We start from the raw sequence: 18,239 nt of genomic DNA, 5'->3' as shown, positions 1-18,239 counted from the left end.
GCTAGAGCTTCAGCCGGTCGCCGAGCTCGCGGACGTGGTCCGCATTACCGCAGTTGAGGCCCAGCTGGCGGCGGCGCTCCGCGGCGAACGCCCGGCCGAGGCTCGTCCGGTCCGAAGTGGACATCGTGCGGCGCAGGTCGTTGAGCAGTCCGCGTTCCTCGCCGCGGACGTGGGCGTCGACGAGGTTCTCCAGGCGCAGCAACGCCTTCTCGGAGTCGCCGGCCTCCAAGACCGCCAAGAGGTCGTCACCGAACGGTGCGCCGGGCTCGTCGGGGCGGACGATCCGCTCGGTCGCCGTCGCGTGGGCCACCAGCAGGGCCGCCAGCTCCGCGAGCAGGGCCGGGCGGTCGGCTTCGGTGTTGCGCAGGTCGCGGAACAGCTGCTCGAACCGGCGGTGGTCGGCCAGCAGCACCTCGACCAGGTCCGAGCCGGGCGCGTCCGCGGCCGGGCCGGGACGCATCCAGCCGAACGTCAGCTCCACGGCCTGGCGCCAGTGCGCGTACTCGCTGTCGCGGCGGGCCGGGTCCATCGCCGGCAGCCACTGGCCGGCGCGGTGCCAGTTGCGCCGCAAGCCCTCGAGGTCCGGCCAGTATCCGACGGACAGCCCCGCCGCGTAAGCCGCGCCCAGCGACACCGTCTCGGCCACCATCGGACGGACCACCGGCACGTCGAGGACGTCCGCGATGCACTGCATCAGCAGGTTGTCGGCGGTCATCCCGCCGTCGACCTTCAACGTCGACAGTGCGAGCCCGGAGTCGGCGTTCATCGCGTCGACGACCTCGCGGGTCTGCCAGCCGGTCGCCTCCAGCACCGCCCGCGCGAGGTGGCCCTTGGTGATGTACGACGTCAGCCCCGCGATCACCCCACGGGCCTCGCTGTGCCAGTGCGGCGCGAACAGCCCGGAGAACGCGGGCACGATGTAACAACCGCCGTTGTCCTCGACCGTCCTCGCCAGGGTTTCGATCTCGGGCGCGCTGCCGATCAGCTCGAGGCCGTCGCGGAACCACTGGACCAGCGACCCGGTGACGGCGATCGAGCCTTCGAGGGCGTACACCGCGGGCTCGTCGCCGATCTTGAAGCCGACGGTGGTGAGCATGCCGTGGGTGGACAGCACCGGCGTCGGGCCGGTGTTGAGCAGCAGGAAGCTGCCGGTGCCGTAGGTGCACTTCGCCTCGCCGGGCGCGAAGCAGGTCTGGCCGAACAGCGCGGCCTGCTGGTCACCGAGCGCCGCGGCGATCCGGATGCCGGGCACGACCCGGGTCGTGGTGCCGTACACCTCGGTCGAGGACCGGATCTCCGGGAGCATCGCGCGCGGGACGTCGAAGAAGTCGAGGAGCTCGTTGTCCCAGCTCAGCGTGCGCAGGTTCATCAGCATGGTGCGCGAGGCGTTGGTGACGTCGGTGATGTGCACACCGCCCTCGGCGCCGCCGGTGAGGTTCCAGATCAGCCAGCTTTCGATAGTGCCGAAGAGGACGTCGCCGCGCTCGGCGCGCTCGCGCAGGCCGGGCGTGCGGTCGAGCAGCCACCGGATGCGGGGCGCGGAGAAGTACGTCGCCAGCGGCAGGCCGCACAGCTGCCGGACGCGGTCGGCGCCGGGCTCGCGGGCGAGCTGTTCGAGCATGGCGTCGGTGCGGGTGTCCTGCCAGACGATCGCCCGCCCGACCGGGTTGCCGGTGTGCCGGTCCCACAGCACGGTGGTCTCGCGCTGGTTGGCGATCCCGAGGCCGACCACCTGCTCGGCGGTGGCGCCGGCGTCGGCCAGCGCCTGCGGGACGATCCGGGCGAGGTTCCGCCAGATCTCGGTGGCGTCGTGCTCGACCCAGCCGGGGCGGGGGAAGTGCTGCTGGTGCTCCCGCTGCACGACGGAGACGAGCCGGCCGCGGGCGTCGAACAGGATGCACCGGGTGGAGGTGGTGCCCTGGTCGACCGACATCACGTACCGCTGGACCACGGATGCACCTCCATCACCATCGGGCGGCCGCACTGGCTCGGCGGCGAGCTCGCGTTCACCATCAGGACGCGCCCACTCGATGGCCAGGGCCGGGGCCGGACGCCGCTTGAGCTCAAGGAGGCGGCCCCAGGGGCTCGAAGTCGGCGACCGCGGATGCCCGGAGCGGCCAACGCGCTGAGGCTCGCGCCGTGTTGGCCGTTGCGGGCGGCGCCTCGGGTGCCGCCGTGGCGCCGGGTCACCATCGGGACGCGCCCAGGTCGCGGGACACCGCGCGCGCCGCGTCGCGGACGTGGCCCAGCAGCTTCGGGTTCGGGCTGCCGTCGTGCTCGCAGATGCGTTCCTCCGCGCCGGACACGCCGATCGCGCCGACCACGATGCCGCCGTGGCCGCGGATCGGCGCCGCGATGCCGGCCTCGCCGGAGATCATCTCGCCGTTCTCCAGCGCCCAGCCCGCTTCGCGTACCTTCGCACACGCGCGCTTGATCGCGGTCTGGGTGACCAGGGTGCGGCGTGTGTAAGCCTCCGAAGTGGCCTTCAGCGTCGAATCGTAGGCCAGCAGGACCTTGCCGAGCGACGTCGCGTGCAGCGGCAGCAGGGTGCCGACGTCGAGGGTCTGCAGGCTGTCGTCCGGCCGGAACACGTGGTGCACGACCAGCACCCGGCCGTCCAGGGGCGCGCCGATCCGGACCGCTTCGCCGCTGCGGGACGCCAGCGCGTCGGCCCAGTTGATCGCCCGGGACCGCAGCTCGTTGACGTCCAGGTAGCTCGTGCCCAGGTGCAGCAGCGCCGCCCCGAGCTGGTACTTGCCCGTGTCGCGGTCCTGCTCGACGAACCCGACGCCCTGCAGCGTGCGCAGGATCCCGTGCGCGGTGCCCTTCGCCAGCTCCAGCGACTCGGCGATCTCGCCGACGCCCAGCCGTCCCGAGCCGCGCGCCAGCAAGCGCAGGATCGCGGCGGCGCGCTCGATGGACTGGATCGGACCGGGCACGCCGCGACCCTAGCCCGACCGGCCCTGATTCGACAATGTCGAACATCCACTCCGGCCGTTCGACAATGCCGACCGGCGTCCGTTGACCGGCTGTGACCGGCGGACTTGGCTGTCCATCACCAGGGGGAAGAACGGTCCTTTGTGGAGGAAGCAATGGTGCGAAACCTCAAGGCCCACGGACTCGCCGGCGAACTGGCCGCCGAGTTCGTGGGGACGATGATCCTCATCCTTTTCGGGTGCGGGGTGGTGGCGCAGGTCGTCGCCGGCGGCATCGGGGACCACGACAGCATCGCCTGGGCCTGGGGCATCGGCGTCACGCTCGGCATCTACGTCGCTTCGCGGATCAGCGGCGCGCACCTGAACCCGGCCGTGACCGTCGCCCTCGCGGTCTTCAAGGGCTTCTCGTGGCGCAAGGTCGCCCCCTACGCCCTGGCCCAGACGGCCGGCGCGTTCCTCGCGGCCATGCTCGTGCGCTGGAACTACACCGAGGTGCTCAACGCCAAGGACCCCGGCCTCACGATCAAGACCCAGGGTGTGTTTTCCACCCTGCCGGGTAACGGCACGCTCCCGGTGGGTGACTGGGGCGCCTTCCGCGACCAGATCATCGGCACCGCGATCCTCGTCCTGGTGATCTTCGCCATCACCGACCTCCGCAACACCGCCCCGGCCGCGAACCTCGCCCCGGTCGTCGTCGGCTTCCTGGTCGTCGCCATCGGCATGGCCTGGGGCACCAACGCCGGTTACGCGATCAACCCGGCCCGCGACTTCGGCCCGCGGCTGGCCTCCTGGCTGACCGGCTACGACACCGCGTGGTCCGACCAGTACGGCTTCCCCTATTGGTGGATCCCGATCGTGGCGCCGGTGCTCGGCGCGGTCATCGGCGGTGCGATCTACAAGTACCTGATCGAGCGGTTCCTCCCGGCGGAGCAGTTCGACACCGTGTCCACCAAGGACCTCGAGCCCGCCGCCTGAAAGGGAGCACGACCATGCCTGACTTCGTCGGCGCCGTAGACCAGGGCACCACCAGCACCCGCTTCATGATCTTCGACCACGGTGGCAACGAGATCGCCCGCCACCAGCTCGAACACGAGCAGATCCTGCCGAAGCCCGGCTGGGTCGAGCACGACGCCACCGAGATCTGGGAACGCACCCGCTCGGTCATCGCCACCGCGCTCAACAAGGCCAACCTGACCGCGGGTGACCTCGCCGCGCTGGGCATCACCAACCAGCGCGAGACCACCGTCGTGTGGAACCGCCGCACCGGCCGCCCGTACCACAACGCGATCGTCTGGCAGGACACCCGCACCGACCGGATCGCCTCGGCCCTGGAGCGTGAAGGCAAGGGCGACGTCATCCGCCGCAAGGCCGGCCTGCCGCCCGCAACGTACTTCTCCGGCGGCAAGCTGCAGTGGATCCTCGAGAACGTCGACGGCGTCCGCGAAGACGCCGAAAAGGGTGACGCGCTCTTCGGCACCACCGACTCGTGGCTCATCTGGAACCTCACCGGCGGCCCGGACGGCGGTGTGCACGTCACCGACCCGACCAACGCGTCGCGCACCATGCTGATGGACCTCGAAACCCTCGACTGGGACGACGAGCTGCTGTCGTTCTTCAACGTCCCGAAGCAGATGCTGCCGAAGATCCGGCCGTCGTCGAACCCGGGTTTCTTCGGTGTCACCCGCGCGGACGGCCCGCTCGGCGGCGAGGTTGCGCTCACCGGCGTCCTCGGCGACCAGCAGGCGGCCACCGTCGGGCAGGTCTGCTTCCGGCCCGGCGAGGCCAAGAACACTTACGGCACCGGCAACTTCCTGCTGCTCAACACCGGCCACGAACTGGTCCGCTCGAAGCACGGCCTGCTCACGACGCTGTGCTACCAGTTCGGCGACGAGAAGCCGGTGTACGCGCTGGAGGGCTCGATCGCCGTCACCGGGTCGGCCGTGCAGTGGCTGCGCGACCAGCTCGGCATCATCAGCGGCGCGTCGCAGAGCGAAAGCCTGGCCCGCCAGGTCGAGGACAACGGCGGTGTCTACTTCGTGCCGGCCTTCTCCGGCCTGTTCGCGCCGTACTGGCGCTCCGACGCCCGCGGCGCGATCGTCGGGCTCACCCGCGCCACGACCAACGCTCATCTGGCGCGGGCGACACTGGAAGCGATCTGCTACCAGACCCGGGACGTCGTCGAGGCCATGCAGAACGACTCCGGCGTCACGCTCGACGTGCTGCGGGTGGACGGCGGGGTCACCGCGAACGAGCTGTGCATGCAGCTGCAGGCGGACATCCTCGGTGTGCCGGTGTCGAAGCCGGTCGTCGCCGAGACCACCGCGCTCGGCGCCGCCTACGCGGCCGGGCTGGCCGTCGGCTTCTGGCGGTCGACCGACGAGCTCGAGCAGAACTGGAACGAGGACAAGCGCTGGGCGCCGTCATGGACGGAAGAGCAGCGCGCCGAGGGCTACGCGGGCTGGCAGAAGGCTGTCGGCCGCACGCTCGACTGGGTCGACGTGGAGTGAGGCCCTGAGATGAGGAGGAACACCGTGACCGCCCTTTCCCCCGCCTACCGGGCGGAGACACTGCGGAAGCTGACCCGCGAAGAGGTCGACGTGCTGGTCGTCGGCGGGGGAGTGACCGGCGCCGGCGTCGCCCTGGACGCCGCCTCGCGCGGGCTGTCCGTCGCGCTCGTCGAAGCGCGGGACTTCGCCGCCGGGACGTCCAGCCGGTCGTCCAAGCTGATCCACGGCGGCCTGCGCTACCTGGAGCAGCTGGACTTCAAGCTGGTGCGCGAAGCCCTCAAGGAACGTGGGCTGCTGCTGCAGACGCTGGCCCCGCACCTGGTGCGGCCGGTGAAGTTCCTGGTGCCGCTCAACCACCGCGTGTGGGAGCGCGGGTACATCGGCGCCGGTGTCACGCTGTACGACACGCTCGGCGGCGCCCGCGCCCTGCCGCGGCACCGGCACCTGTCCAAGCGCGGCGCGTTCAAGGTGGCGCCCGGCCTGGCCGACGACGCGCTGATCGGCGCGATCCAGTACTACGACGCCCAGGTCGACGACGCCCGCCACACGATGACGATCGCGCGGACGGCGGCCGAGCAGGGCGCTTCGGTGCTGACCCGGGCCCGCGTGACGTCGCTGCTCCGCGACGGCGAGCGGGTCGTGGGCGCGAAGGTGGTCGACCGTGAGAGCGGCGTCGAGTTCGAGATCCGCGCTCGCACGGTCGTCGCGGCCACCGGCGTCTGGAGCGACGACATGGCGGCGGCGGCCGGGATCCCCGCGCCGTTCACCGTGCGCGCGTCCAAAGGCATCCACCTGGTGGTGCCGCGGGAGAAGATCGACCTCGACACCGGGCTGATCCTGCGCACGGAGAAGAGCGTCCTGTTCGTCATCCCGTGGGGCCGGCACTGGATCGTCGGCACCACCGACACCGAGTGGGACCTCGACCGCGAGCACCCGGCGGCGAGCCGCGCGGACGTCGACTACGTGCTGGAGCACCTCAACGCGGTGCTGCGCACCCCGGTCACGCACGACGACATCGAAGGCGTGTACGCCGGACTTCGCCCGCTGCTGGCGGCGAAGGCGGCCGCGACGACGAAGCTGTCGCGGGAGCACGCGGTGGCGCACCCGGTCCCGGGCCTGGTGATCGTGGCCGGCGGCAAGTACACGACCTACCGGGTGATGGCCTCGGACACCGTCGACGTCGTGGTCGAGGAGCTCGGCCGGCCCGCTCCGCCGTCGTGGACCGACCGGCTGCCGATCGTGGGCGCCGAGGGGTACCACGAACTGTGGGCCGACCGCTTTTCGGTCGCTTCGAAGACGGGGCTGCCGCTGTGGCGCGTCGAGCACCTCCTGCAGCGGTACGGCACGCGGATCTGGAACCTCGTCGAGCTGGTCAAGGAGGAGCCTTCACTCGGGGAGCCGATCACGGACACGTCGGAATACCTTCGGGTGGAAGCCGTTTACGCGGTTTCGCACGAGGGCGCGCTGCACCTGGAGGACGTGCTCACCCGGCGGACGCGCATCTCCATCGAGGAACGCGACCGCGGCGTGACGGCGGCGCCGGTCGTCGCCGCGCTGATGGCGCCGCTGCTGGGCTGGGATGCGCACCGGACCGACCGTGAGGTGGCCAACTACCTCGCGCGGGTCGAAGCGGAGCGCTCGGCGCAGGAGGCCCCGGACGACGAGGCGGCGAACGCCACCCGCCTCGCGGCCCCGGCGCTCCTGCCCAGCTGAGCCCGGAATGTCATGAAGGGCACCCTCGTGGTCGTAAAGCCATGAGGGTGCCCTTCACGGCTTTCGGCAGCCGAGTTCGGTGAGGACGTAGCGGGCGTTGGCGGAGATGACCGGGTTCGTGTGGCGGTAGTAGGGCAGCTGGATCACCGCCATCGACAGCGCCCGGCCGCGGCCGCGTGCCCAGGCCGCGTCGTCGGCGCCGACGGCGTCGCGGAAGACCTCGCGAGCCGCCGCCGACAGCAGGTTCCACGCGGGGATCAGGTCGCACGCGGGGTCACCGCGGCCCGCGGTCGCCCAGTCGAGGACGGCGGTGAAACGTCCATTGTGGAGCAGCAGGTTGCCCGGCATGAGATCGGCGTGGACCCAGCTTTCCGCGCCGGCGGGGGCCGCCGCGGCCTCGGTCCAGACCGCGAGGGCGGCGTCGGCGTCGAACGGCTCGCCGGTGCCGCGCAGCTCTTCGATCGCGGCCCGGGTCGCGCGATTGAGGGCGGCCAGGTGCCCACCGCGGTAGGCCGGAGGACCGGCGGCCCGCACCGTCCGCAGCGCCACGACGAACTCCGCCAGCGCCTCCGGGGCGAACGGACGGCCTTCGACCGCCGGTTCGCCGTCGAGCCAGCGGTGCACCGCCCACGGCCACGGATAGCCCTCCGCAGGCTCGCCGATCGCCTCGACGACGGGGACCGCCACCGGCAGCGCGTGGAGCGCGCTCAGGGTGCGCTGTTCCTTCGCCACGTCACCGGCGCCGCCCGCGGTGCGGGGGAGCCGGACCGTCAGATGGTCACCCAGGCGGTACACGGCGTTGACCGTGCCGCCGGAGGCCAGGGGCGTGATCGGGAGGTCCGCCCACCGCGGGTACCGGGCCGCCAGCAGCCGCCTGACCAGCGCGGCGGTGATGGTGTGCTCGCCGGCGTGCATCCGCATGGGTTCACCGAACCACGCACGTCAACGGCGTTTTCGTGAGCCGGAGCACCCCCGGATTGCACGACGATGCATAGCCGTGCATAATCATTCGCATGTCCAAGGTGCTCACTTCCCTGCCCGTCGGCGAGCGTGTCGGTATCGCCTTCTCCGGTGGCCTCGACACTTCCGTAGCGGTCGCGTGGATGCGCGACAAAGGTGCGGTCCCCTGCACCTACACCGCCGACATCGGCCAGTACGACGAGCCCGACATCGACTCGGTGCCCGGGCGCGCCGGCCAGTACGGCGCCGAGCTCGCGCGGCTGGTCGACGGCAAGGAAGCCCTCGTCGAGGAGGGGCTCGCGGCGCTGACGTGCGGGGCGTTCCACATCCGCTCCGGCGGCCGCGGCTACTTCAACACCACCCCGCTCGGCCGTGCGGTCACCGGCACGCTGCTGGTGCGGGCCATGCTCGAGGACGACGTCCAGATCTGGGGCGACGGCTCCACCTACAAGGGCAACGACATCGAGCGGTTCTACCGCTACGGCCTGCTGGCCAACCCCTCCCTGCGGGTCTACAAGCCGTGGCTCGACGCGGACTTCGTCACCGAGCTCGGTGGCCGCAAGGAGATGTCGGAGTGGCTGCAGGCGCACGACCTGCCCTACCGCGACAGCACCGAGAAGGCCTACTCCACCGACGCGAACATCTGGGGCGCCACGCACGAGGCGAAGTCCCTGGAGCACCTGGACACCGGCATCGAGATCGTCAAGCCCATCATGGGTGTGGCGTTCTGGGACCCCGAGGTGGAGATCGCCGCCGAGGACGTGACGGTCGGGTTCGAGCAGGGCCGGCCGGTGACGATCAACGGCAAGGAGTTCGCCTCCGCCGTCGACCTGGTGCTGGAGGCCAACGCCATCGGCGGCCGGCACGGCCTGGGCATGTCCGACCAGATCGAGAACCGGATCATCGAGGCCAAGAGCCGTGGCATCTACGAAGCGCCGGGCATGGCGCTGCTGCACGCGACCTACGAGCGGCTCGTCAACGCCATCCACAACGAGGACACCCTCGCCAGCTACCACAACCACGGGCGGCAGCTCGGCCGCCTGATGTACGAAGGCCGCTGGCTGGACCCGCAGGCCATGATGCTGCGCGAGTCGCTGCAGCGCTGGGTCGGCACCGCGATCACCGGCGAGGTCACCTTGCGGCTGCGTCGCGGCGAGGACTACTCCATCCTGGACACGACCGGCCCGGCGTTCAGCTACCACCCGGACAAGCTGTCGATGGAGCGGACCGAGGACTCGGCGTTCGGCCCGGTCGACCGGATCGGCCAGCTGACCATGCGCAACCTCGACATCGCGGACTCGCGGGCCAAGCTCGAGCAGTACGCGAGCATCGGCATGGTCGGCGGCAACTCGCACCCGAAGCTGATCGGCGCGGCCCAGGCGGCTTCGACCGGGCTGATCGGTGCGATGCCCGAGGGCGGCGCCCAGGTGATCGCCTCCCGCGGCAAGACCGACGACGACGAGCTGCTCGACAGCGCCGCGATGGAGTTCGGCACGGACTGAGCATCACTTCGAAGGCCGCCATGGATCCCATGGCGGCCTTCGGCGTGTTCAGGGGACGAGCACGACCTTCCCGGTGACCGTCCCGGATTCGGCCAGCGTCAAGGCTTTCGCGGCTTCGGTGAGCGGCATCCGGGCGGCCACCTGGGCGGTGATCTGCCCCTTCGCGGCCAGGGCGAACACCGCGCCGAGGTCCTCGGCGAGCCGGGCGCGGAAGCGGGGGAGGTTCCGCTTGCCACCCCAGACGTTGTAGAAGTGCGTCCGGCGCCGGTTCGGCAGCGCGTTCCACCACAGCAGGCGGGCGAAGAGCTTCAGCACCGGCACCCGCGGGCTGCCCCCGGTCTGCACGGTCGATGCGCTGCCGTAGGCGACGAGCGTGCCACCGGGGGCCAGCAGGCGGAACGAGTCGACGATCCCGGGGCCGCCGACGTGGTCGAACACCGCGTCGACCCCGCCGGGCGCCAGCTCGCGCACCCGGGCCGGCACGTCGCCGCGGTAGTCGACGGCGGTGGCGCCGAGCGCGGTGACGACGTCGAGGTTGCGGGCCGAGGCGGTACCGATCACCTTGATCCCGGCCGCCTGGGCGAGCTGGACGAGCGTGGTGCCGACCCCGCCGCTGGCGCCGTGGACGAGGATCGTGCCGCCGGCCTCGACCTTCGCGATCCGGTGCAGCATCTGCCAGGCGGTGATCCCGTTGACCACGAACGTCTCGGCGTCGGCGGCGTCCAGTGCGTCCGGCACCGGGACGAGGTCCGCGGCGGGGAGGACGAGGTGGCTGCTCCAGCCGCCGATCTTCGTCAGCGCGGCCACCCGGCGCCCGACCAGGGCCGGGTCGGCGGCTTCGAGCACCGTGCCGACGACGTCGTAGCCGGGTACGAACGGGAACGGCGGCTGGTCGTAGTACCTCCCGCGCCGCATCTGCTGTTCGGCGAAGGAGATTCCGCTCGCTTCGACGCGCACGAGCGCTTCGCCGGCACCCGGCGCCGGCAGCTCGCGGTGTTCGACGCGCAGGCCGTCCGGCTCGACGAGGCCGGGGAGGACGATTTCGGTGGTCTTCACGGGTCTTTCCCTTCAGGTGTGAGTGACTGGTCAATCACTCGGTGGGCAAACAAAAGCCCCGGGGCGGGGCGGTTCAGTTCTTGCCGGGGTGGCGGATGCCGGCCGAGAGGACGGCGGCCCACTCGCCGGCGTGGTCGTCGAGGTCGAGGGTGGCGATCAGGTGGCAGAGCTGGCCGTAGGCCACGAACCGCTGCACCTGGTCGTCGCCGGCGCCGGACCGGGTCCGGGTGAACTCGGTGACCTTGGCCAGCCCGCGGCGCACGGCGTCGGCGATCTCGGGTGTGTCCGCCGCGGACTGGGCGTGCACCTGGAGCATGAGCAGGTTCCGGTCGGCGATCAGCTCCGCGTAGGCGCCGCCCATCTCGTAGAGGATCTTCTCCGGTTCGGCGTCCCCGGCGCGGGCGGCGCCGTTCGAGAGTGCGTGCACAACGAGCTCGTAACACCGGTCGAGTGCCGCGACGAACAGGGAAACCTTGCCGGGGAACAACTTGAAGACGTAGGCGGGGGAGATGTCGGCCTTGGCGGCGACCGCGCTGATCGGGGTGCTGTGGTACCCGGCCCGCGCGAACTCGGCGATGGCCGCGTCGACCACGGCGTCCCGCCGGGCGTCGGAGGTGGAGAGGGTGGCACCGCGCTTCGTCATGTGAGTGACTGTACACTCACTCTCGTCGGCGAGGCAAGCCCCGGGTCTGTGGACGACCCGGGGCTTGCCTCGCCGGGGTGGCTCAGACCCCCGCGGTCTGGGAGATCCAGTCGCGGTACTTCGTGATGTTGATGTAGGCCGTGTAGGACTGGCGGTCGCTGGTCGACGCGACGCCGACCTGCTTGCCGTTGGCGTACATCGGGCCGCCGGAGTCACCGCCCGCGGTGATGCCGTCGCCGCGGTTCGCGCACACCGAAACGCCGGCCGCGCCGTCCGGGCAGTCGATCGAGGTGACGCTGACCTCGGCCACCTTCAGCAGCTGCGACTGACACTCGATCTCCGGCTTGTCGGTGCACGTCGCGCCCCAGCCGTAGACCTCGGCCTGGTCGCCCACCTTGACGTCACCCTCGCTGCCCAGCGGCGCGTACTCGGTGTCGACCTGCTGGTCGATCTGCACGAGCGCGATGTCGGAGTCGGGAGCCTCGTGCACCGACGTGGCGTTGACCGTGGTGCCCTTCGTCTGGTCGAGGTCGCCGACGTGGAAGCTGATCGGCTGGCCGTCGGCGCCCTGCGTGCAGTGGCGCGCGGTGAGGATCCAGTCCGGGGCGATGATCGTCGCCGAGCAGATTTCCTGGCCACCGGCGAACATCCGGGCCGCGGAGTGGAGCGAGTCGGCGTTGCCGCCGTCGATGATGGCCGGCTCGGCCGCCAGGGACGGCGCCGCGGCCGCCAGTGCCGACAGGAGCACACCGGTGACGACTACGCCGGTTCGCGCTATACGCACTTAGGATCAACCTCCAGCCGCGGACCGGGGTCTCGCGGTGACGAATGGTGAGGGACGCACCTACCGTCACCGCTGTGGGTGAATCCCGGAACCCGACGATGGTCGGTTGATCGAAAACACGACTTTCGTCGTGGGCCGTCCGGCTCAACCCGGAAACGGCTTCCCCGCGGGCCGCGTCGCACTGCCGTTACTGTCCAGTTGCTGGGTTCACCCGCCTGGGGGCGGGCTCCGGAACGGGGTGCTCGATGGGGTCTGACGTGCGCTTTGACCTGCTCGGACCGCTGCGGGTGACGGTCGGGGACCGGCCGCTGCCGCTGGGCGGGACGAAGCAGCGGGCGCTGCTGGCCCACCTGCTGCTCAACGCGAACCGGACGGTCACGCCCGGGCAGCTGGTCGACGTCCTCTGGCCGCGGGAACCGCCGACCTCGGCCACCGCCAACCTGCAGACCTACGTCTGGCGGCTGCGCCGGCTGCTGCCGGAAACCGCGCTGCGGACCCACGGCCCGGGTTACTCGCTGGCCGTCGACCCCGGCGACGTCGACGCGCACCGGTTCACCCGGCTCGTCGGTGCCGCCACTCGCGCGGCCAAGGACGGTTCGCCCGAGACGGCCTTGACGCTGCTGGCCGAGGCCGAAGCGCTGTGGCGCGGCGATCCGCTGGAGGACCTGCCCACCGCGCCCGCCTGGGACGCCGAGCTCGGCCGGCTCGTCGAGAACCGGCTCGCCGCGGTCGAGGAACGGCTTTCGCTGCAGGTGCTGCTGGGCCGGCACGACCCGGCGATCGCCGAGCTCACCGTGCTGCTCGCCGAACACCCGTACCGGGAACGGCTCTGGCAGCAGCACCTGCTCGCGCTCACCGGCGCGGGCCGCCGGGCCGAGGCGCTCCAGGCGTACACGACGGCACGGGAGCGGCTGGTCACCGAGCTCGGTGTCGAGCCGGGGCCGGAGCTGCAGGCCCTGCAGGCCGCGATCCTCGCCGGTGAACCGCTGCCCGGGCCGGTCGCGGCCGCCCTCCCGGCGCCGTTGCGGCAGCTGCCGGCGGACCTGCCCGACTTCACCGGCCGCGAGGACCACGTCCGGGAACTGGTGGCGGCACTGGGTTCGGGGCCGGCGCCGGTGGTGCTGACCGGCGCGCCGGGGACCGGCAAGACGGCGCTGGCCATGCACGTCGCGCACCGCCTCGCGGACCGGTTCCCGGACGGCCAGCTCTACGTCGACCTCGCCGGCACGGGCGCGCCGCGCGACCCGGCCGAAGTGCTCGCCGACTTCCTGCACGCCTTGGGTGTCACCGGGAACACCGTCCCCGCCGGGCTCGGCCAGCGGGCCGCGCTGTTCCGCTCCCGGCTGGCCGGGCGGCGGGTGCTGCTGGTGCTCGACGACACCGCGACCGCCGCGCAGGTCCGCCCGCTGCTGCCCGCCGACGCCGGGTGCGCGGTCCTGGTGACGACTCGCGGACGGCTGCCGGAGCTGGCCGGCGCCAAGCACGTCGAGCTGCCGGTGTTCGGCGAAGCGGAGGCTGAGCGGCTGCTGGCCGGTGTCGCCGGAGCGGACCGGGTGGTCGGCGAACCGGCTGAGGCGGCCGCGATCGTGCGCTGCTGCGGGTACCTGCCGCTGGCGATCCGCATCGCCGGCGCACGGCTGGCCGGGCGGCAGGCGTGGAGCCTGCGCACCCTGCACGACCGGCTGGCCGACGAGTCGAGCCGGCTGAGCGAGCTGCGCGTCGGCGACCTCGGCGTCCGGCCGAGCTTCGAGCTGAGCCTGCGCCAGCTGCCGGCGTCCGCGCGGACCGCGTTCTGCCGCTCGGCGGTGCTGGGCGCGCAGGACTTCCCGAGCTGGGTGTTCGACGCGCTGCTCGACCGCGACGGCACGCACGAGGTGCTCGACGTGCTCGTCGACGCGAACCTGGTTTCCTTGTCCGGCCGGGATTCCGGCGGGCACCCGCGGTACCGGCTGCACGACCTGCTGCGTTGTTACGCGGCCGAACTGCTGGCCGAGGAGCCGGTCTCGACGCAGCGCGAAACGCTCGAGCGGGTGCTGTCGGTGCTGCTGGCACTGGCCAAGGTCGCCGCGGCCGGCCTGCCGCCCGCGTTCGGCGCGATGATCGGACCCGAGCTCGGGGCGCCGGTGCCGGCCGGGTGGGCGCGGCTGGTGGCCGATCCGCTCGGCTGGTTCACCGCCGAGCGCAAGCTCCTGGCGGGCGCGGTCCAGCTCGCCGCCGAGGCGGGCCTGGACGAGCTCGCCTGGCAGCTGACCGCGGCCGCCGTCCCGTTCTACGACCTGCGCGGCGCCTACGACGAGTGGCGGCGCAGCCACCTGACCGCGCTCGCCGCGGTCGAGGCCGCCGGCAACCGGGCGGGGGCGGCCGTGCTGCGCCGCGGGCTCGGGCAAGTCCGGCTGTACCACGACGAATACGACGCCGCGGTGCACGACATGGAGCGCTCGGCGGAGCTGTTCGCCGAACTCGGCGACGTCCGCGGTGAGGCGCTGGCGGTGGCGGGGCTCGGCACCGTCGCCCGCGTCCGGGACCGGCCGCGGGACGCGCTCGACGCCTACCGCCGGGCCCTCGACGGGCTGGAACGCGCCGGTGACCGCAGCGGTGTCGCCCAGATGCGCAACTCGATCGGCTCGACCTACGTGCTGCTGGGCGAGTTCGCGGAAGCGGAGGCCTGGCTGCACCGGGCGCGCGATCTGGCCCGGGAGATCGAGGACCCGCACCGCGAGGCGAAGGTGCTCACCGAACTCGGGACGCTGCACCGCGACACCGGACGGCTGCCGGAGTCACTCACCTGCCTGCGGTTGGCGTTGAACATCCTGGAGGACCTCGACGACGAGCGGTGCAGCGCGTACGCGTTGCTCGGCATCGGCCAGACCCTGCTGGCCGCGGGCGAATCCGTCCAGGCGCGTGGGGTCTGCGATCGCGCGCTGCGGGTGTTCCGGGAGACCGGGAACCGGCAAGGGGAGACGACGGGGCTGGAGCTGCTGGAGCAGGCCCGGCGGTGGCGGACGCCGTCGACCGCGGCGCGGGCGTGACCTGAGGGGGCCTTCCTCCCACCGGATACGAGGAAGGCCCCCTCAGGCGCGCGGGATCAGTTGCTGTTGCCCGGCTTCCAGCCGAGGTAGTTGCTGAAGTAGCCCTGACGCGCGTGGCCGATCGCGCCGTTGACGCTGGTCGCCCAGACACCGCCGCTGCCGTCCGCGATGCCGACGTGGCCGTAGGCCGAGATGTTCCAGAACACGAATGCGCCGCGCGGCGGGGTGCCGGTCGTGTGACGCGCGCCGTCGGAGGAGCGCCAGTGCTCGATCGCGCTCGCGTGGTGGGTGGTTCGGTTCCACGACAGGCGCGCGGCCTTCTCGCAGTAGCCCTGGTAGGCGGTGCTGCCGTTGCGGCTGGAGTACCAGGCGATCGCCTGGGCGGCGGTCCGCGCGGCGGCCAGCTCGGCCGGCGAGTCGGTGATCACGGCGCCCGGGTCGGCGATGTCGGCGGCGGTCACCTCCGAGTACACCTCCGCCGGCGGGGCGGTGGCGGCCGAAGCGATCGTCGCGCCGCCGAACAGCAGGGCGGCCGAGAGCGCGGCCGCCTGGGTGATGGTCCTGGTGCGCATGCAAGTTCTCCCTCGGGTCGCCGGGGCCCGGTGGCCCCGGCCGGTGTCAACGGGGACGACCCTGCGGGCGGCCGCTACACCGCCACTACACCGGCGCTCGCGCGGTGCTGACGGAAATGAGTGCCCGGCCGCGCAAAATTGTCACCTCCGCCGGTGCCGCCGGAAGAGGAATGACAAATCATCGGGTCCGAACCTGCGAGGCGGGTGACAAATTCCGGGCCCGCGGGAAAGCGGAAGTCCGCTGCATTGCCCGGTTGGGAAGTTTCCACCTAGGATCCGAAATGCCGTTCAACGATGAAAGGACGTGACATGACGGAAACCCTCATGCGGAAAACGAGCCGCCGTTTCCTCGGATTCGGAATGGCCGCGCTGCTGGCGGGCGCGGTGGCCGTCGTTTCCGCGGGACCGGCCGCCGCGGCCGAGAAGACGCTCACCTTCAAGGGCGGCTTCCCGCTGATCGGCGACCAGCAGGTCTCCGTGGTCGTCAAGGCCGACATCCCCGCGACCGCCACCGCGGGCACGCCGATTTCGGTGCCGTTCAGCCTGGACGTCGACGCCGGCCAGGCGGCCGGGGACGGCCTGCGGCTGGTCGGCGCCACGAAGATCTCGGGCAGCATCAAGTCGAAGGTGAACGTGGCGATCAGCGGCCAGACGGTGGCCATCCCGGTCGAGCTGCCGATCCCGGAGACCCCGGTGCCGGCCGAAGGCACCCTGAAGTTCACCGCGCAGGGCCAGGTCGACTTCACCATCCCGGCCGGCACCCCGGCCGGGGACGCGACGAGCAGCGTGGACTCCGCGGCGACCACGCACGTGGTGACCGACAGCAGCCTCGGCGAGTTCGACGTCGAGCTGGCGCTCGACCCGCCGGACCAGGACGCCACCCTGGGCACGACGACGATCAGCTGACCCCGGCGGTGGGGAGGGCCCGGCCGGGGCCTCCCCGCCGGCCGCCGGAATCCGTCCGGCGGACCGGGGGTGATGCCGGAATCCGGCACCCGGAAGATGCCGGGATCCGCCCGAAACCGTTTCCTCCCAACGTGATCCTCCCTTAGTAGGTACCGGATCGACCGGTCCGGCGCGGAGTATTCCTTGCCACCACGTCGAATCCCCACCGGCTGGAGGAGCACTTCCGTGAAAACGTCATCACGAGTCCTTCGTGGACTCGCGGCGGTCTCGGCCGCCGCGGCCGCCGTCGTCGCGCTGCAGGCGCCCGCCGCCGCGGCCGCCGCGCGGACCGATCTCGGCATCACCATGCAGGCCCAGCAGAAGGACCAGTGGTGCTGGGACGCCAGCGGCAACACCATCGCCGACTACTGGGGCCATTCCCTGTCCCAGAACCGGTTCTGCCAGGTCGCTCACAACGAGTCGGGCAGCGACTGCGCCAACAACCAGGGTTACCTGTCCGACCAGCAGCGGGTGTTCCGCTGGCTCGGCTTCTCGAACGTCGGCTCCTACAACTCGAACGGGCAGGTGCTTTCCTTCACCACCATCAAGGGTCAGATCGACGCCGGACAGCCCATCGGCACCCGCATCGGCTGGCGTTCCGGCGGTGGCCACATGCACGTGCTCTACGGCTACGACAACAGCAGCGGGGCGACCCGCGTCGAATACGGCGACCCGTGGCCGAACAACAGCCGTTACAACTCGATGAACTACGACACCTACCGCTCGAACAACCAGTTCCAGTGGACCCACACGCTGTACGGGATCGAGGGATGAGCATGCTGAAGAAGGTGCTGGGCGCGGCCGTGCTGGCCGGCGCCGCGATGCTCTCCACGACCGGCGCCGCCGGCGCGGCGACCGGGCCCGACGGCGCCCCGACCGCGGCCGACACCGCCGCGATCGGGCAGGTCACCGGCGGCCCCGCCACGCTCGGCCGGCTCGCTTCGACGAAGTTCCCCGGGGCCCGCACGGCCGCCGCGGTCACGGCGGCGGCGGCCGACCCGCGCACGCAGGTCGCCGTCTACGAGCCGACGGCGGCGTTCGTCACCGGGAAGTCGGACGTCCCGGCCGCGCTCGCCTACGTCGCGGTGCCGGCCCGAACCGGCGACGGCAGCACCGCGACCGTCTGGGCCGAGCGGCAGGGCGCGGCGTGGAACGTCGTGAACGTCGCGTCCGGCGACTACGAGCAGAAGTACGCCCAGGCCGCGGGCGGCGGTTACCTCCTGCACGAGCCGCAGGTCAACGCCTGGTACGCGGTGCGCGGCGACGCCGTCACCGTGCTCGACGGCTCGGTCACCGGCCTGGCCGCGGGCGCGAAGCTCACGCTCGCCGACTACCGCGCGGCGCTGCACCAGCGGTACGCGGACAAGCTGCCGGGCTCGGCCTACGACCGCGACGGCGCGGGTGGTGGTTACGGCGGCCGGGAGCGCGCCGTCCCGGTGGCGGACCCCGAGGACGTGCCGGTGCTGCCGTTCGTGCTCGGCGGCGGCCTCGTGCTGGTCGCGGGCGCGGTCGTGGTGCCGCGGCTGCGGCGCCGGTAGGACGGCGAGGGGCCGCCGGCGACGTCCGGCGGCCCTTGGCAGCCGATCATGATC

The 18,239-nt window shown here is 71.9% G+C and carries 15 protein-coding genes; 8 read left to right on the top strand and 7 right to left on the bottom strand.

What is annotated here, in order from left to right:
- Position 1 precedes the first annotated feature (1 nt).
- Positions 2-1,951, bottom strand: coding sequence for a glycerol kinase GlpK (glpK, locus tag ACIA5G_RS10515; protein WP_395922325.1), 1,950 nt, complete (start codon positions 1,949-1,951; stop codon positions 2-4).
- A gap of 235 nt (positions 1,952-2,186) precedes the next feature.
- The gene (locus ACIA5G_RS10510; RefSeq protein ID WP_395922324.1) at positions 2,187-2,939 is read right to left on the bottom strand and encodes an IclR family transcriptional regulator; all 753 of its coding nucleotides are present in this window, start codon (positions 2,937-2,939) and stop codon (positions 2,187-2,189) included.
- A gap of 153 nt (positions 2,940-3,092) precedes the next feature.
- Here ACIA5G_RS10510 and ACIA5G_RS10505 point away from each other — a divergent pair, with 153 nt between their 5' ends.
- Genes ACIA5G_RS10505 through glpD form a run of 3 tightly spaced genes read left to right on the top strand, consistent with a single transcriptional unit; the run spans position 3,093 to position 7,156 of the window.
- Entirely contained in the window at positions 3,093-3,911 is an 819-nt protein-coding gene (locus ACIA5G_RS10505; protein WP_395922323.1) for an MIP/aquaporin family protein, read from the top strand.
- A 14-nt stretch (positions 3,912-3,925) separates the two neighbouring features.
- Positions 3,926-5,443, top strand: a complete 1,518-nt coding sequence (glpK, locus tag ACIA5G_RS10500) for a glycerol kinase GlpK (protein ID WP_395922322.1) — start codon at positions 3,926-3,928, stop codon at positions 5,441-5,443.
- A gap of 9 nt (positions 5,444-5,452) precedes the next feature.
- A complete protein-coding gene (gene glpD, locus ACIA5G_RS10495; RefSeq protein WP_395922321.1) occupies positions 5,453-7,156 on the top strand; it encodes a glycerol-3-phosphate dehydrogenase in 1,704 nt (567 codons plus the stop codon).
- Between the two features lie 54 nt (positions 7,157-7,210).
- Here glpD and ACIA5G_RS10490 read toward each other — a convergent pair whose 3' ends face one another.
- Positions 7,211-8,077 (bottom strand): aminoglycoside phosphotransferase family protein, encoded by an 867-nt coding sequence (locus ACIA5G_RS10490; protein ID WP_395922320.1) that lies wholly within the window; start codon positions 8,075-8,077, stop codon positions 7,211-7,213.
- Positions 8,078-8,169: 92 nt separating this feature from the next.
- Here ACIA5G_RS10490 and argG point away from each other — a divergent pair, with 92 nt between their 5' ends.
- Positions 8,170-9,618 (top strand): argininosuccinate synthase, encoded by a 1,449-nt coding sequence (argG, locus tag ACIA5G_RS10485; RefSeq protein ID WP_395922319.1) that lies wholly within the window; start codon positions 8,170-8,172, stop codon positions 9,616-9,618.
- A gap of 48 nt (positions 9,619-9,666) precedes the next feature.
- Here argG and ACIA5G_RS10480 read toward each other — a convergent pair whose 3' ends face one another.
- From ACIA5G_RS10480 to ACIA5G_RS10470, 3 genes are all read right to left on the bottom strand, one after another.
- Positions 9,667-10,674, bottom strand: a complete 1,008-nt coding sequence (locus tag ACIA5G_RS10480) for a medium chain dehydrogenase/reductase family protein (protein WP_395922318.1) — start codon at positions 10,672-10,674, stop codon at positions 9,667-9,669.
- Between the two features lie 73 nt (positions 10,675-10,747).
- Positions 10,748-11,317, bottom strand: a complete 570-nt coding sequence (locus ACIA5G_RS10475) for a TetR/AcrR family transcriptional regulator (RefSeq protein ID WP_395922317.1) — start codon at positions 11,315-11,317, stop codon at positions 10,748-10,750.
- Between the two features lie 82 nt (positions 11,318-11,399).
- Positions 11,400-12,101 carry a S1 family peptidase gene (locus tag ACIA5G_RS10470; RefSeq protein ID WP_395922316.1) on the bottom strand — a complete coding sequence of 234 codons (702 nt, stop codon included), beginning with the start codon at positions 12,099-12,101 and terminating at the stop codon, positions 11,400-11,402.
- A gap of 257 nt (positions 12,102-12,358) precedes the next feature.
- Between ACIA5G_RS10470 and ACIA5G_RS10465 the strand changes: the two genes are divergently transcribed.
- Positions 12,359-15,130 carry a BTAD domain-containing putative transcriptional regulator gene (locus tag ACIA5G_RS10465; protein ID WP_395922315.1) on the top strand — a complete coding sequence of 924 codons (2,772 nt, stop codon included), beginning with the start codon at positions 12,359-12,361 and terminating at the stop codon, positions 15,128-15,130.
- 56 nt (positions 15,131-15,186) lie between these two features.
- On the opposite strand, the gene ACIA5G_RS10460 is transcribed toward ACIA5G_RS10465, so the two are convergent.
- Entirely contained in the window at positions 15,187-15,702 is a 516-nt protein-coding gene (locus ACIA5G_RS10460) for a hypothetical protein (RefSeq protein ID WP_395922314.1), read from the bottom strand.
- 309 nt (positions 15,703-16,011) lie between these two features.
- Here ACIA5G_RS10460 and ACIA5G_RS10455 point away from each other — a divergent pair, with 309 nt between their 5' ends.
- From ACIA5G_RS10455 to ACIA5G_RS10445, 3 genes are all read left to right on the top strand, one after another.
- Positions 16,012-16,608: a DUF6801 domain-containing protein gene (locus ACIA5G_RS10455; protein WP_395922313.1), complete on the top strand. Its 597-nt coding sequence runs from the start codon at positions 16,012-16,014 to the stop codon at positions 16,606-16,608.
- A gap of 225 nt (positions 16,609-16,833) precedes the next feature.
- Positions 16,834-17,421, top strand: coding sequence for a papain-like cysteine protease family protein (locus ACIA5G_RS10450; protein WP_395922312.1), 588 nt, complete (start codon positions 16,834-16,836; stop codon positions 17,419-17,421).
- On the top strand, positions 17,418-18,185 hold the full coding sequence (locus ACIA5G_RS10445) for a hypothetical protein (protein ID WP_395922311.1): 768 nt from the start codon (positions 17,418-17,420) through the stop codon (positions 18,183-18,185). Before ACIA5G_RS10450 ends, ACIA5G_RS10445 begins: the two co-directional genes overlap by 4 nt.
- Positions 18,186-18,239: the final 54 nt, after the last annotated feature.

This window comes from Amycolatopsis sp. NPDC051758, assembly GCF_044453095.1.
Taxonomy (GTDB): domain Bacteria; phylum Actinomycetota; class Actinomycetes; order Mycobacteriales; family Pseudonocardiaceae; genus Amycolatopsis.
The sequence above is the reverse complement of the archived record's forward strand: the minus strand, read 5'-3'. Positions and strand labels throughout refer to the sequence as shown.